This window comes from Acinetobacter sp. GXMZU3951 (assembly GCF_054457875.1).
The window spans coordinates 210,715-225,117 of the sequence record NZ_JBTLFO010000003.1; the positions used below are offsets into that span (position 1 = coordinate 210,715).

General features: G+C 43.5%; 14 protein-coding genes, 1 tRNA gene and 1 pseudogene. 8 read left to right on the forward strand and 8 right to left on the reverse strand.

What is annotated here, in order from left to right:
* Positions 1 to 22: 22 nt before the first annotated feature.
* A complete protein-coding gene (locus ACX17N_RS06825) occupies positions 23 to 1,354 on the reverse strand; it encodes an APC family permease (protein ID WP_458891789.1) in 1,332 nt (443 codons plus the stop codon).
* Positions 1,355 to 1,452: 98 nt separating this feature from the next.
* Between ACX17N_RS06825 and ACX17N_RS06830 the strand changes: the two genes are divergently transcribed.
* Positions 1,453 to 1,812, forward strand: a complete 360-nt coding sequence (locus ACX17N_RS06830) for a helix-turn-helix domain-containing protein (protein WP_458891790.1) — start codon at positions 1,453 to 1,455, stop codon at positions 1,810 to 1,812.
* A gap of 386 nt (positions 1,813 to 2,198) precedes the next feature.
* Here the strand turns inward: ACX17N_RS06830 and ACX17N_RS06835 are convergent, their stop codons facing one another.
* Genes ACX17N_RS06835 through ACX17N_RS06845 form a run of 3 tightly spaced genes read right to left on the reverse strand, consistent with a single transcriptional unit; the run spans position 2,199 to position 4,203 of the window.
* A complete protein-coding gene (locus ACX17N_RS06835; RefSeq protein WP_458891791.1) occupies positions 2,199 to 2,585 on the reverse strand; it encodes a DUF4870 family protein in 387 nt (128 codons plus the stop codon).
* Between the two features lie 32 nt (positions 2,586 to 2,617).
* Complete coding sequence (locus ACX17N_RS06840) at positions 2,618 to 3,238, reverse strand: DUF1294 domain-containing protein (protein WP_458891792.1); 621 nt, start codon at positions 3,236 to 3,238, stop codon at positions 2,618 to 2,620.
* A 14-nt stretch (positions 3,239 to 3,252) separates the two neighbouring features.
* Positions 3,253 to 4,203, reverse strand: coding sequence for a homoserine kinase (locus ACX17N_RS06845; protein ID WP_458891793.1), 951 nt, complete (start codon positions 4,201 to 4,203; stop codon positions 3,253 to 3,255).
* A 113-nt stretch (positions 4,204 to 4,316) separates the two neighbouring features.
* Here ACX17N_RS06845 and hisF point away from each other — a divergent pair, with 113 nt between their 5' ends.
* The gene (gene hisF / locus ACX17N_RS06850; RefSeq protein ID WP_458891794.1) at positions 4,317 to 5,075 is read left to right on the forward strand and encodes an imidazole glycerol phosphate synthase subunit HisF; all 759 of its coding nucleotides are present in this window, start codon (positions 4,317 to 4,319) and stop codon (positions 5,073 to 5,075) included.
* 288 nt (positions 5,076 to 5,363) lie between these two features.
* Here the strand turns inward: hisF and ACX17N_RS06855 are convergent, their stop codons facing one another.
* Complete coding sequence (locus ACX17N_RS06855) at positions 5,364 to 6,002, reverse strand: sterol desaturase family protein (RefSeq protein WP_458891967.1); 639 nt, start codon at positions 6,000 to 6,002, stop codon at positions 5,364 to 5,366.
* Positions 6,003 to 6,104: 102 nt separating this feature from the next.
* Between ACX17N_RS06855 and ACX17N_RS06860 the strand changes: the two genes are divergently transcribed.
* Together ACX17N_RS06860 and ACX17N_RS06865 are read left to right on the forward strand one after the other, a co-directional pair.
* Positions 6,105 to 7,106: an AraC family transcriptional regulator gene (locus tag ACX17N_RS06860; RefSeq protein WP_458891968.1), complete on the forward strand. Its 1,002-nt coding sequence runs from the start codon at positions 6,105 to 6,107 to the stop codon at positions 7,104 to 7,106.
* Between the two features lie 130 nt (positions 7,107 to 7,236).
* Positions 7,237 to 7,506: pseudogene (locus ACX17N_RS06865) on the forward strand (aquaporin); the annotation flags it as partial.
* A gap of 61 nt (positions 7,507 to 7,567) precedes the next feature.
* On the opposite strand, the gene ACX17N_RS06870 reads toward ACX17N_RS06865, so the two are convergent.
* Together ACX17N_RS06870 and ACX17N_RS06875 are read right to left on the reverse strand one after the other, a co-directional pair.
* Positions 7,568 to 7,813: a hypothetical protein gene (locus ACX17N_RS06870; protein ID WP_458891795.1), complete on the reverse strand. Its 246-nt coding sequence runs from the start codon at positions 7,811 to 7,813 to the stop codon at positions 7,568 to 7,570.
* Positions 7,814 to 7,857: 44 nt separating this feature from the next.
* Positions 7,858 to 8,934, reverse strand: a complete 1,077-nt coding sequence (locus tag ACX17N_RS06875; RefSeq protein WP_458891796.1) for a DNA/RNA non-specific endonuclease — start codon at positions 8,932 to 8,934, stop codon at positions 7,858 to 7,860.
* Positions 8,935 to 9,183: 249 nt separating this feature from the next.
* Here ACX17N_RS06875 and ACX17N_RS06880 point away from each other — a divergent pair, with 249 nt between their 5' ends.
* Positions 9,184 to 9,555, forward strand: coding sequence for a hypothetical protein (locus ACX17N_RS06880; RefSeq protein ID WP_458891797.1), 372 nt, complete (start codon positions 9,184 to 9,186; stop codon positions 9,553 to 9,555).
* 82 nt (positions 9,556 to 9,637) lie between these two features.
* On the opposite strand, the gene ACX17N_RS06885 is transcribed toward ACX17N_RS06880, so the two are convergent.
* Complete coding sequence (locus ACX17N_RS06885; RefSeq protein WP_458891798.1) at positions 9,638 to 11,515, reverse strand: potassium transporter Kup; 1,878 nt, start codon at positions 11,513 to 11,515, stop codon at positions 9,638 to 9,640.
* Between the two features lie 124 nt (positions 11,516 to 11,639).
* On the opposite strand from ACX17N_RS06885, the gene ACX17N_RS06890 reads away from it, so the two are divergent.
* The 3 genes from ACX17N_RS06890 (at position 11,640) to ACX17N_RS06900 (ending at position 14,326) form a co-directional block, all read left to right on the forward strand.
* Positions 11,640 to 11,729: transfer RNA gene (locus ACX17N_RS06890), tRNA-Ser, on the forward strand.
* 210 nt (positions 11,730 to 11,939) lie between these two features.
* Positions 11,940 to 13,229 carry a tyrosine-type recombinase/integrase gene (locus tag ACX17N_RS06895; RefSeq protein WP_458891799.1) on the forward strand — a complete coding sequence of 430 codons (1,290 nt, stop codon included), beginning with the start codon at positions 11,940 to 11,942 and terminating at the stop codon, positions 13,227 to 13,229.
* 32 nt (positions 13,230 to 13,261) lie between these two features.
* Positions 13,262 to 14,326, forward strand: coding sequence for a hypothetical protein (locus ACX17N_RS06900; protein ID WP_223082501.1), 1,065 nt, complete (start codon positions 13,262 to 13,264; stop codon positions 14,324 to 14,326).
* The last annotated feature ends 77 nt before the right edge of the window (positions 14,327 to 14,403 follow it).

Consider the following 14,403-nt stretch of genomic DNA (forward strand, 5'->3'; position numbering starts at 1 on the left):
CTCTGGGTACTACATAGCGCTATTAGTAGGCATTACCAATCACAATATTTTGCTTTTTCAATTTCTTATAAATAAAGATCACAATCCCGACTGCCAACCACGCCAAACCAAACAACAAGGCTGATTTTTCTAGGTTGACCCAGAGACACAGAATGACCATCACCGAAATTAGCGGTAAAAACAGGTTTTTGAATTTATTTTTCCAGCCTTGACGTTGCTGCTCATGTACATAAAACTTCATGAAGACTGAGAAATTCACTGCGGTAAAGGCAATCAAGGCGCCAAAGCTGATCATGCTGACTACGGTCGCCAAGTCCAGCACCATCGCCAGCAGACAAATGATGCCAATGCTCAAGACTGCATATAACGGAGTCCCCAATGTGCTGTGTACCTGCCCCAAAGTGCCTTTATGGAAAATGCCATCGCGCCCCATAATATGCAGCAAGCGCGAGGCACTGGCATGTGTTGCCAAGCCTGAGGCAAAGGTATTCATGATTTGTGCACAAAGGAAAACCGCTTGGAACAAGGCTCCACCGACATACATCACAATTTCGGGCAAAGCCGCATCGGGGTCTTTAAAGCGTACATTGCTTGGGAAATACAACTGAATAAACCAAGAAGCGGTAAAGAAAATCACCCCGCCAATTAAGGTGGTATAGATCACGGCACGGGGAATGGTTTTCTTTGGATCTTGGGTTTCATGCGACAACGTAGTGACCGCATCAAAACCCAGAAAAGAGAAACATAAGATGGACGCCCCGGCGATCAGCGGCAAAATCTCAGTATTGCCATTCAATAATGGCGCCAGAGTCAACACATGGTTATAGCCTTGCGCATGCCCGACGCCTTGAATCACCAGATAGACAAACAGCAGCATTAACACTACAGGTGCAAACACGAAGATCAAACTTAAATTGGCCAGAATATGAATTCGGAAGCAGTTAATCAGCGTCACCAAAGCGCTAAACAGTAGCACCCATGCCCAGTAGGGCACCGCAGGAATCACCGCTTCCAAATAAATCCCCGCCAGCAAGGCATTGATTAAGGGCAACAAAATATAATCCAATAAAGCGCACCAGCCGACAAAAAAGCCGGCCTGCGGGCCACATGTTTCTGCTGTATAGCTATAGGCAGAACCGGGTTTATCGCTCACTCGGCTAAAACGGGCATAACTGATTGCGGTTAGTAGCATGGCAAATAACGCCAACAGATAGGCCAGAGGTACCCGACCTTCGGTTATGCCAGAAACAATTCCGAAAGTATCGAATACGGTCATGGGGGTCATATAGGCCACACCAATAATAATGACCTGCCATAAAGACAATCTTCTGAAAGAAACCTCGGTTTTTTTCATTTTGTCACCACTTACACATTTTATTTAACTTAATTATTTTTTTGCAACAACTATGCCATATAATATAAAAAATCTTATTTTAAAAATGAGAACAGTAAATGCCTAGATACTCCGTTGAAGTGCGAAAAGCCGCAATTCAAGCCTACAAAATAACCGACTACAAAGTTGCGGTCTGCAAACAATTCAACATTTCCCGTGTCACTTTAGATGCGTGGATTAAGCTGGAAGAAGAGACGGGCGACCTCGCACCAAAGCCCAGTGAAAAACGCGGTGCACCCAGTCATATCAAGGACTGGAGCGCTTTTCAAAGCTTTGTTAAAAAAACAAAATTTCAGAATATCAGTGACCTAGTTCCTCTGTTTGAACAGGAATTTGGCTATGCTGTTTCTTATGCCGTTTTGGTTCGAGCCATCCATGTTTTAGGTTTAAGACGTCGTCGTGGTCGCTATTATGCTTAATGTGTTTCCATTCTCATTCTAAATAAAAGTAATATGTAAATTTAAATAAATAACTGTACATATATGTAAAGTTATTTTATTAAAAAAGTAATTTAAAATTATTAAAAACGTAATTTTATTAATATAAAAAAGTACATTATAAACATTAAAATATTAATTTTAAATTATTAAAAACGTGAACTATTTATCACAAATAGGTTTAGTTGATAAATGAAAAATGTAAAGTCAATTTGTATAAACAGCCCAGCTTAAAGCACAGGACTGACAAAGAATGGTGCAAATCGGCTCAGAGTTGGGCAAAAAAAGAGTGGCATAAGCCACTCTTTTTTTTATCTCAAGCTGCTAAAAACGTCATTTTCAGCGCTGCTTAGGCGAAAGCACCGAGTTTAGATCGGTTGATTGTCATTCAAGGTAATAATGCCCCGAATGGCACGGTAAACAATCCAAATCCAGGCTATCGTGATCACACTGATACAGAAGATGGTACTGCCCAAAGCCACACTGGCAAACAAGTCTGGATTATCGCCTGTGAAAAACAGGAAAAAGAACGGTACAAAGGCAATCACATTCCAGAACAAATACCACCAAAAACTGCGGATTTGCCATAAGAAATGGCTCTCGAATATAGAACCTCTGACATCATTCAATTTGACATAGTTAATAATCAGGGCGATGAATGCCAACAAGCCACCCGTAAAAATGGCAATGATATAAAGGACATATAAGACCAGCGTTAAGCTACGATTCGGATCTTGATCAACGGGATTATTCATTGTTTTCCCCCTTCTTGTTAATATTCTCGCCTTTAGATGGACAAGCTATTGAACGGCGAGATGAGCCATAAAATCAGTAAGATATTGCATGCTATAGTACAGAAATATACCTGCTTAAAAGGTTGTTTTTGTGTTTTGTGTCTAAGTTTTTGCTGTGCCAACCATGCGGCAGGCCAGCCCCCCAAAAAGGCCAGAATATGCAGCGTCTGTTCCGGTACACGACGCCCGCCCAATTGTGCCGCTTCTTTATCTTGTGCATAAAACCAGTAACTGGCTGCATTCATTAAACAGACCAAGAGCAGCACCAAGCCACTGAGCAAACCGAGCATCACCAAAATCGCCAGCACGATAAAATAAGCGATACAGGCCAGCTGCATCAAAGAATGTTTTTTCGGTGCAGCGGGTTTGGCTTTTGGCTTAGCGCGTTTGGCTGTTTGTGAGGCTTTTAAGTAAGTTACTTGCTGCGCACGATAGCGCCCCTGCCCATCTAACAACACGTTATATTCCAAGGCACAACCAACAATTGGGCGCGGACCAGGGCGAGCAAAATCCTTAATATGCAGGAAAACACGCTCTTTATTGGCGTCATCGGGTTGAATAAAGCCATAGCCTTTCTCATCAAACCATTCTACCAAGCGTCCCTGATCTCGCATGTAACCTTCCTTGTTTAGCCGTTTACAAATTTTAAGCGTTCAATCAGCATATTACGCATTTCTAAAGGATTTTTCTGCAAAATATCATCCCCTGTCCGTCCTTCAGCCGCATTTTTCTGTGCTACTTGCAAACGCATCATCCAGAAACGCCCTGCAGCCATGGCTAAATACAATTGCAAGCAGGCTTTCTCATCTTCGGTTAATGGCCGAACCGTTTGATAGGCATTTAAAAATGCGAGGGCTTTGTCTTCATTTAAATGCACTTCTGGATATTCGGTACAGAAATCATTCAGGGTAATCGCGATATCAAACAGCAGTTCATCTTTGTTCAATTCATAAAAATCGAGGATACCTTGGAGTTGGTCACCTTCAAACAAAGTATTGTCACGGAACAAATCGGAATGGATAAAGCCTTTTGGACGGTCGGGATATACCGCAGTCATGGCATCGTACAGACCCAACAATTCATTCAGTAAGGCCGTATCGGCAACATTCAGTGTCGGTTTAATTTCCCGCGACACTTGACGCCAGTATTGATGGTTACGGTATTGTGCGCGTTCTAAAGGAAAATCCAGTAACGCTACATGCATTTTGGCTTGAGCCAGCGCAATCGCTTCAACCTGAGCCGTAGATGCAGGCATCGGGTGTTTACCCATTAAACGCGGTGCAATCTGTGCCGGCTTTTGTTTAATAAAATGAATGGCTTGTCCTGAATGTCTTAAGGGAACAGGGACAGGTAAACCCTGTTGTCCCAAATGTTCTAATACAGGTACAATTTCACCCGCACCATGTTCATCCATTTCTTCAAATACGGTTAATACGTATTGGCTTTGGTTTTCACAGACCAAAAAATAATTTGTATTTTGAATACCTCCTTGAATGGGAATCAGGTCAATCACCTCTAATCCATAAGGGGCTGCGAAGTCCTGAACTTCCTTTAAAGTCAAAGTGGTATAAACCGACATAGAAAACCTGCGAAAAATCTTACATAAGTTTGATAGAATACCGTTTCAATCTACCAAGGTGTAGCGCTTGTGTAGGTGAGTTTCATAATCGGCTGTAATTATTGGAAAAAATTATGCTAGCTAAACGTATTATTCCTTGCTTGGACGTTGATAACGGCCGAGTGGTAAAAGGTGTACAGTTCCTTGATATTCGTGATGCAGGCGACCCCGTTGAAGTTGCCCGTCGTTATAATGAACAAGGTGCCGATGAAATTACCTTCCTTGATATTACCGCTACACATCATGGACGTGACACCACTTACCGTACCGTAGAACGTATGGCCGAAAGCGTATTTGTGCCACTGACTGTTGGTGGCGGTGTGCGCAAGGTCGAAGATATTCGCTTACTGTTAAATGCGGGTGCCGATAAAGTCAGCATTAACTCCGCGGCTGTGACCAATCCTGAATTTGTGCAAGAAGCTTCGCAACGCTTTGGTGCCCAATGTATTGTGGTTGCCATTGATGCAAAAAAAACCGGTGAAAATAAATGGGAAATTTTTACTCACGGCGGTCGCAAACCAACAGGCATCGATGCCATTGAATGGGCAGTAAAAATGGCCAACTACGGCGCAGGTGAACTGCTGATTACCTCGATGGATGCCGATGGTACCAAAGCCGGTTATGACCTCGGTTTAATGCGCGCGATTAATGACCGTGTCACGATTCCAACCATTGCTTCTGGTGGTGTAGGTACCTTACAACACTTGGCCGATGGCATTTTAAAAGGCGGTGCCGATGCCGTCCTTGCAGCGTCTATTTTCCACTTCGGTCAACACACCATTCCCGAAGCCAAACAATTCTTGGCTGCGCAAGGCATTGAGATGCGTCTTTAACAGTCTCATGCTATGTAAAAATAAAAAGAGTGCCTACGCGCACTCTTTTTTATGCATCCCTCTTTCAGGCCAATCTGCACATAAAAAAAAGGAGCCTTGAAGACTCCCTATAAACCACGAAATTTACAGCCTTGGGTTCAGCATAATGCTTAAACAAGTAAAATTGAGATACAGACCTTCGTGACTAAGGAAATCAGACAACGAATCGTTACACTCTAAACATCATCCATTCATCCGTATTGACCATTAACGCCAAAATTATTGACCAATTGCGACAAGCATCTGATTTTATTGCAATGCATCCGTCACTGCGGCTGAGTGTTCACGGGCTGCAAGCCGAGGTCGCTCCACCCATTTGGCCGGGAAATAACGTTGTGCGCAGTGATTCAGCAGCGTCGAAACCGCTGCTGGCAAGCTCACCCCCAAAGGATTCTGTTCTTGTAAGTCCGCAGCAGAAATCACCCGTGTTCCCAGTAAATAGTCAAACCACGGTTTGGTCACACACCAGTTGGCATCCTGATTGGCATTCATATGATGATCATAATGCCATGGGATTTTTTTCATCGCCCATTCTGGCTGCAAATGTGCACGGCGATGAATATAAAAATAATTGCAGGCACTATACACGGCTGCCGCAGCCATACCCTTGGAAATCGGATAAAATAGGGCACTACTGACCCCGGCTGCCACCAGCAATGACAGCACTTCATTTTTGGTGCGCCAGTGCGACAAGCCTTCAACATAACTGTCATCAAAAAACTGCTGTTTTCGCACTTCGCGGTGATGTTCCCAATGTGATTTCATACTTAAAGGCACAGGGCTATATCGTGGCTTGCCAGCCCGATGCGTACCATGTAATAGATATTTATGCGCGACCCATTCAAAGCCATTGGCAACCACCAAGCCGACTACAAATCCTTTCCACATCATCTTTTCTCCATTCATGACTTGAATATAGAAAACTGAATATGATAAATATTGACCATCCACGCGCTTAATATTGACAAATTACGACAATAAAAACAGATGATGCAACCTCTCAATGACTATATGGGCTCAGTCTACGGTGGACTCGGACACCTACTCTATAGCTACTGCCAAGCGCAGGGACTGAATATTTCCACTCAATTGGCAAAGGTTCAAAATCTGGAACGTTTTGACTATCGTATCTGGCATGAACTCTTAACCGAATTACAGCAACAACTGCCTCATCCTGCGTTGGGGCTGGAAATCTCAACCTATGTAGAAAGTAAACATCTGGGCATATTGGCCTATATTGCCCTCGCCTGTGAAACCTTAGGAGAAGCTTTAAATCGCTATTATGATTTTCATCGACTCATATATGATGGCATGCCGCTGCAAGTCGAACAGACTGCCGACTACCTTGCGATTCGCTGGGGGGAAATTCCGCCTCAGCTGAGTAGCCAGTTAACCGATGAAATTGCCATTGCACTGATGGTCCAGTTCTTGAACCGAAACATGGCGAAACATCCAATTCAGCTGCATGAAGTCCATTTTCGCCATGCCGCCCCAAAGAATAGTCGGCAATATGAACAGTTTTTTCACTGTAAGGTCCGTTTTTCTCAGGCGACTGCGCAAGTGCTGTTACCGCTTGAGGAACTGCACAAACCATTACTACAAGCCGACCAGACCCTGCAACAATTACTGATGCAGCAGGCTGAGGCGTTACTGAATCAGTTGCCACACTCGACTCAGCTGGATCAGCGTTTACAACAAGCCATTTTGGCGGGCTTACAAAAAAATCTGTATCAAATTGAGGTGATTGCCCAGCAATTAAATATTTCTGTGCGGCAATTACAGCGTTATTTACAAGCGCAGGGCACCAGTTATCAGCAACGGACGCAACAAGTCCGGCAAATGCTGGCAGAACAATATTTACGGGATCCGCACCTCAGCCTACAGCAAATTGCCTTGCTGCTGAGCTACTCTGAACAAAGTGCCTTTCAGCGCGCTTTCAAATTATGGACCGGACAAACGCCACAGCAGTTTCGTAAAATATATCTGCAATAAAGAGCACCGCTTAAAAAGTCCGCTTAAATTTCTATCCTCTTTACCTTGGGTCACCTTTTATTTCACGCCAAAGATAACCCGTGATCCATCAGAACAAAGCAATCAGCCTTAATAAAAATATGGGGCTGAGCTGGAGTGCTTTTTTCTCATCGTCATTCTGGGCATGACCGACAAGCGCGCCTGCGGGCTTTGCACCAATTGTGATGAGTCTGACTCTGAGCCTGATTCACTGGATGCGTATACCCATCCCCAATACCTCGGTCAATCCTGCGCGTAAGTACAGGAGTCGCGCTGTGTGCCAAAACTGCAGCGATGTGTGTGCTATGGTTATTCTAGATAGCCAATGCGCGGTGCTGTTATCGGGAGTCTGGTATATACATTTATTCGGCAACAGAAAACCGCAACTCGGGACTTAAATCAGCTTCTTCTTTGCTTGGTCGATACAGCTTGCAGCGATATACTTATAAAAAGGGATTTTCCACTTCCTGAGTGGCATGTGGCTCAATAAGCGCAGGCAAGTCAGGCGTGGCTTCTAAGGTTGCGACAATTGCATTCAGATAGGCCTGTAACACTTTGGCTGCAGCTAAACCGGCCTGATCTTTACCAATTTGCAGATTTCCGTAAATATTAATGCGATCCAGCTGATTTTCCAAAGTTAAATCATGAATGGCATGCGAGGCCGTGTCATTTTCAAATGGTTTAAACATGTGCAACCTCCGTACCCGATGTCATGCTGCGACGCATAAAAATTCTATTTCACTAACTGCAACATATACTGCAATAAAGCCTCTATCAACTGTTTCACAATTGCATCTTGGGTTTCTGCATCAAGGCTTGGACTCGTACTGTGCGAGGCTTTACTCTGACCTGAACTAAAGCTTTGCTGTGCCGCTTTAATTTGCTCTGGGGAAAGGTCTTCAGCACACTGACTTTCAGCATCCCAATGCGAATAGGCAATCGCTTGCTTGGCTTTCACGGCATTGGCCGTCAAAGGCAATTGATAGGTATTGCGTTTTTGCTCTTCGGTCAGTTGCGGAAATAAGTTCACACCTATTTGCTCTTCCAAATAGCACACACTCACAATCTTCACCTGTTGCGAATTATTATTCGGGGCATAGTAAACCCCGATCGCGCCTGTTTTCGGAATATAGACCGCTTTATAAACCGCCGTCGGGACCATGACCCCCTGCCCGATCACTTTTAAGGTTTTGCTGGTAAATGTCGGACCCGTGACCACATATACATCGGTCTGATGTTTGGTCACAATTGCGCGAGTGGCTTCTTCCAGTTTACGCCAGACTTCCTGATTATTTTTGGGCGCCTGTGGCACCATATTGGCGAGCGAAAAACTGTCAAACTGTGAGGCTTTATTCGGCATATCGGCATTGGGTGCCATATGCCCGCGGTCATAACCTGAGCCACGATAATCAGACAAGGTCGCACGATATTGCTCAGGGATACGTGATTCTTCGTGAAAGCTATCTTCACGCGGAATTTTTTGACTTAAACGTTCTGGCGTTAAAGCTTCCGCCACCCAAAGTGGCGTTTTAGACACGCCGGAATACATGACATTAAACCCATTAAAACATAAGGCATAACTCTGCTTTTGCAGACTTTGCTTGCTTAAATACGGTGGGATATCACGATAAAACTGATCCAGACAGGCTGAATTTGAGGCGCTCGGTAAAGACAGGAACTGACTAATCCGCTCCTGCCCAAAGGCAATGGCAAAACTGCCTGCTGCAACCACCCCCAACACAACTTTTGAACTATGCTGATTAAAAAACCAAGGAAAGGATTGCTTGGAACTACGTTTCTTACTTGCCATTGCTTTATAAAACTACTAATTTTGCGCGAGCTTAACAAAGCCCCTCCGTAGAAGTATATCTCCTTGCGCTTGATCGTTTAACAATTCAACAAAATTGCAACAACCTCAGACCAGTTGTAACAGATTGTCTTGTTTTTGCTGAATTTTAGCGGACTTCTCGATGCAATTCGGTAGTTTCATCTGTCATCTCTATTTTGTTTATGCCAAGGTAAGCCCACTGAAATGGCAAAAATAAAAGACGGAGTTAAAATGTCTGTAAAAATGATCGCCTGCGGGCTGATGTTGGGTGCAATCAGTGCCACTGCTTTGGCTGAGCCTGCGGTACAAGCCGGTGAAACCCTAGAGAGTTTATCTAAAGCCAAAATGAGTACCACTATTAATGGCCAGCCAGGCTCCATTCAAGCATTGGTCGACTCTGGCAAAGTCCGTGTGCTCGAGAGCCAAAACTCCGCTGCTGTAGCCGCCATGCCTGCTGCTACAGCTGGGTTAGACGCTTCAGCAAGCCAAGCTAACCCGACAGACAGCTCTATGGCAGAAACTGGGCACAATCCTGAAATACAGACCATGCCTGAGCAACAGCTCACACCAGCAAATACACCACCTGTCCCGATGCAGCAATAACAGCTTAGCGAGCTTTTATCTGCCTGAAAGCAAAAAACCAAGGTCGATGCCTTGGTTTTTTTATTGATTGCTCTAGATCAGGCTAGATTTCAATTTGGCTGCCCAGCTCCACCACACGGTTAGGCGGAATTTTATAGAAATCGCTAACTGGACTGGTATTCCGTTGCATAGAAATGAACAGTTTTTCTCGCCACGGCGTCATGCCTTCGCCCACGGTACTGATAATCCGTTCACGCGAAACGAAGAAACTGATTTGCATTAGATTGTATTCTAAGGCTAAGGCTTGATATACCCCTTGCAGCGCTTGAGGAATATTCATCTCATCTTTAAAGCCGTAATACAACTCTACCCGATAAAAATGCGAGTTCAATGTTTCCACGTGGAACCGTTCTTGAGCACCGACATAAGGCACATCTTGGATTTTCACCGTCAAAATAATATTTTTCTGATGCAAAACTTTATTGTGCTTCATGTTATGCAACATGGCATGCGGAACCACCGTTGGTGTACCCGTCAGGAATACCGCTTCGCCTTCAACCCAGTTGGCTTCTTCACCAATACTTTGCACAAATAAATCCAGTGGCAACGTATCTTGCTGGAGTTTGGCAAAGGTGAGTTCGCGGCCTTGTTTCCAAGTCATTAACAACAGGAAGGCAATACTACCAATCAGTAACGGCACCCATCCGCCCGAGAAGACTTTCAGAGAGGTGGCGCCTACCAAGACCAAGTCTAATATCAAGAATGGAATAATCAGTAACATCAGCTTTGGCCAGCTCCATTTCCAAGTCGAACGAATGAAAATGGCGATCAGCAAGGTATCGCAGAACATCGTCATGGTGACGGCCAAACCATAAGCATGTGACAACTGCGAGCTGGTCTGGAAAATCAAAATCAGGACAATAATCGAGGCCAACAACACCCAGTTCAGCAACGGCACATAAATCTGTCCCTGTTCCGAATCTGAGGTGTGTTTAATGTTTAAACGCGGCAAATAACCCAATTGAATGGCCTGACGAGTCAGAGAGAAAACCCCTGAAATCACGGCTTGTGATGCAATAACTGCCGCCATGGTGGCCAAGAAAATCATTGGATAGAGGCCCCATTCGGGCACCAATAAATAAAATGGATTTTCAATCGCATTTGGGTCACGCAGCAATAATGCCCCTTGCCCAGCGTAGTTCAGCAATAAACATGGTAACACCACGAAAAACCACGCCATACGGATTGGCACAGGACCAAAATGTCCCATGTCGGCATACAAGGCTTCTCCCCCCGTAACCGTCAGCACCACGGCACCCATAATGAAGAAAGTCATCAATGGATGATTCATAATAAACTGAACGGCCCAATGTGGGCTAAACATTCCCAACACTAAAGGCGTTTGAATGATACTGGAAATTCCCAATATGCCGAGGGAAAAGAACCACAATAAGGTGATCGGGCCAAAAAATTTACCAACAAAGGCTGTGCCATGCTTTTGCATGATAAACAGTGTCGTCACAATGCCAATTGCAATGGGCACGATATAAGGGTCTAAAGCATCTGTGGCAATTGAAAGCCCTTCTACCGCAGACAATACTGAGATTGCTGGCGTAATAATGCCATCGCCGAAAAACAGCGAAGCCCCGATAAAACCAACAGCGATCATGAGCAATTTTTTACGATCACTCAATTTGGTATTGCGTAAGTTCAATGCGAGTAGCGCCATGATTCCGCCCTCGCCATTGTTATCTGCGCGCATCACAATTGCGACATATTTAATGGTAATGACCATGGTCATGGTCCAAAAAATAATCGACAAAATGCCCAATACGTTAGCAGGGTTAATCCCCAAGCCATGCGCTGCATGGAAAGATTCTTTCAATGCATAGAGTGGACTGGTTCCGATATCTCCAAACACAACCCCTAATGCTGCTAAAGTAATTGCAGGCAATGCGGCTTTTTTTGCAGAACTTTGCATATGTTGCCTTTAAAAATGGAACAGTATTTTTGTGCAATAGTATCATTAAGAAAAATCTTTTTCTTCAAATCAATTGTTTCTGACTTGGCAGACTGTCTTTTTTTGGATATTATCGCGCTCCAATGGTGAGGTGTCCGAGTGGCTGAAGGAGCACGCCTGGAAAGTGTGTATACGTTTACGCGTATCGAGGGTTCGAATCCCTCTCTCACCGCCAAATTCGACTTTTACGGTAGTTCACCGTAGTGCAAAAGGCTTGACCTTAAAGGGGTTGAGCTTTTTTTATGCCCGATGCACTACGGGGAATAACGGTAGTATACCGACAACTTTGTCGGTATATTTGTCGGTATAAATCCAAATCAGCTAAGTTTTGACCAGAAACTCCCCAAAAGTGCTGATTTTATACCGACAACCAGGAGAAATCAGAATGGCAAAACAGTCTAATAAACTGACTGCTAAAGAGGTTAAAAACCTTAGCTTTGATGTGAATGGCGCAAAGAAACAGAGACACCCTGACGGCGGTGGACTGTATTTGTTGATTGATGAAACAGAAGCGAAATACTGGCGAATGGATTACCGTCGACCAGTAACTCAAAAATATAACACCCTGGCAATCGGCACCTACCCAATGGTTAGCCTTGAGCAAGCAAGATCCAAACGTGATGAATTTAAGAAGATGCTGTCAGATGGCATCGATCCGGCTGAGAAACGTAATAATAAGAAACGTGAGCGGCGTCAAACCTTAGAGAATACCTTCAGTAAATTCGCAGCAGAATGGCTAGAGATCCGTAGACATGAGGGAAAGGTAGACCACGAAACAATTCGCAAACTGGATAAAGATATATTACCGTTTATTGGAAAGTTACCGGTTGCAGAGTTGACCACTGAACAGCTGGAACGTGATGTGACTGATGCACTCGTTGAACGAGGTGCACTTGAATCAGCAAGACGTATTAAGTCCATTATAAACATGGTACTCAAGCTTCCATTGAAGCGAAGAATCATTACCTATAACCCTGCTCCAGACATCATTCTTCCCCAGCCGACTAAAGGCAATCATAACGCTGTGACGGATGAAAAAGAGTTGGCAGATCTATTGCGTAAAACATGGCGTTTAACCAAAGACTTTCCTCGTACGAGAATTAGAACTGAGTTAGCAATAAAGCTATCAGCATATATCTACCAGCGCCCTGGGGAAGTCAGAACCCTACTTTGGGAATCAGTAGACTTTGAAAATAGATGCCTGTCCTTTGCAGCAAGTAAAACCAATCAAGACCACATCGTACCGTTATCAATTCAAGCGTATGACATTCTCAAAGAACTTGAAGAATTACGGACCACTTCAAAATACGTTTTTCCAAGTGTCAAAACTTCATCTGAATGCATGAGTACAGACACTCTTACCCAGGTATTAAAACGATTGGGTTTTAAAGGGAAACACACAGCACATGGATTTCGGGCAACGGCGCGAACACTCTTGGATGAAGAAATCGAATATAGAACCGATATTGTAGAGCACCAGCTCGCTCATAAGGTTAAAGACCCTAATGGTACGGCTTATAACCGAACCAAATTTTTACGCCGTAGACGCGAAATGATGCAACTCTGGGCTGATTATCTGGACACACTTCGTCAAGGTGGGGATGTATCTAAGTTTAAGCCAAACAACGATAGTGAAAATTTAATTCACTTTAAAACTAATGCCAAGATGGCATAACTCTGCTGCGTTTTCTAAAAGGATAAATGGTCATGAGTAATATTAAAGATATTAAAAATCCAGCTCCTTTCTATACATTGAAGGATGCAGCGAAAGAGTTAAACCGAGCCTTAGAAGTTGATTACTATGATGCAAAGAAGCTATTAAATATGGCCTTGGTATATGACCTGCAACTCTACATTTTTGTAAGAGGCTGGGAAGGTTATGCAGCCTACGGCGAAGAAATGTCAGAAGCCTGGGAAGAGTATGCAGATGTAGAAAAACATGGGGGGTATACACAGCTGCATTTCGATATGGATGCCACATTAGAGGCCATTATTACGGCAAGACTTAATTTAGCTTTACGTGAAGGATGTCTGCTTGAGGCAAAACTAGAATTAATTAATGAATTAATTTTAAGAAAAAATATTATTGCTGATGGCAGCTCAGGTATCTTTTTCAGCAATATTCTAGATATTCAGGATTCTTTTACAGGAAATCCCAAAAACCTTTTTTTAGAAGTCTTTAAACAACGGCCTTCTCATGAACTGATACGCGAGCTCGGTAAATGTACACTTTCTGCAGATGTTATTGCTTCTGTAGAAAACATTAATATTGCTTGGATTCAGCTTTTAAAGGAAAACAGGTTTTTTCACCATAATGCTGTTACACCTCCCCCTGTAATCGATACTACAATTGAAAAAGAAGGAGAGCCTGCCGTTTTCCAAGCAATATCTAGAACAGATCTTCTAATAACCCATTATCAAATTTCTAGAATTATTGAAGGCTCTTTAAAGCTTAGAGGCAGAAAAGTTGAAACGATTGAAACTTTAATTGAAAAACAAGTTCAAAAGCCTCGTGGAATAAGCCCAGCCAGAGAACGAGCTAAATTAGCAGCAAAAACTCTAGCTAATTATCTATGGAGTCAAGATAGGGATAACAAAATTAAAATTAAAGAAATGGCTATTACAGTTTATGCGGAGCTAAGCCAGACCGAACACCGTATTGAATTACCTGATCAGGCCATATCATTAAAAGACTGGATTAAAGAAGTAGCTCCTCCTTATTCTAGAGAGCCTGGAAGGACCAAAGAAAAATATATATCAAGTGAAACTTAATATAGATCAAGTGGAACTTTCCATCTATTAACATATAAGAACCAACAACATACTACCTCTAACGCCGTTGCAGTACG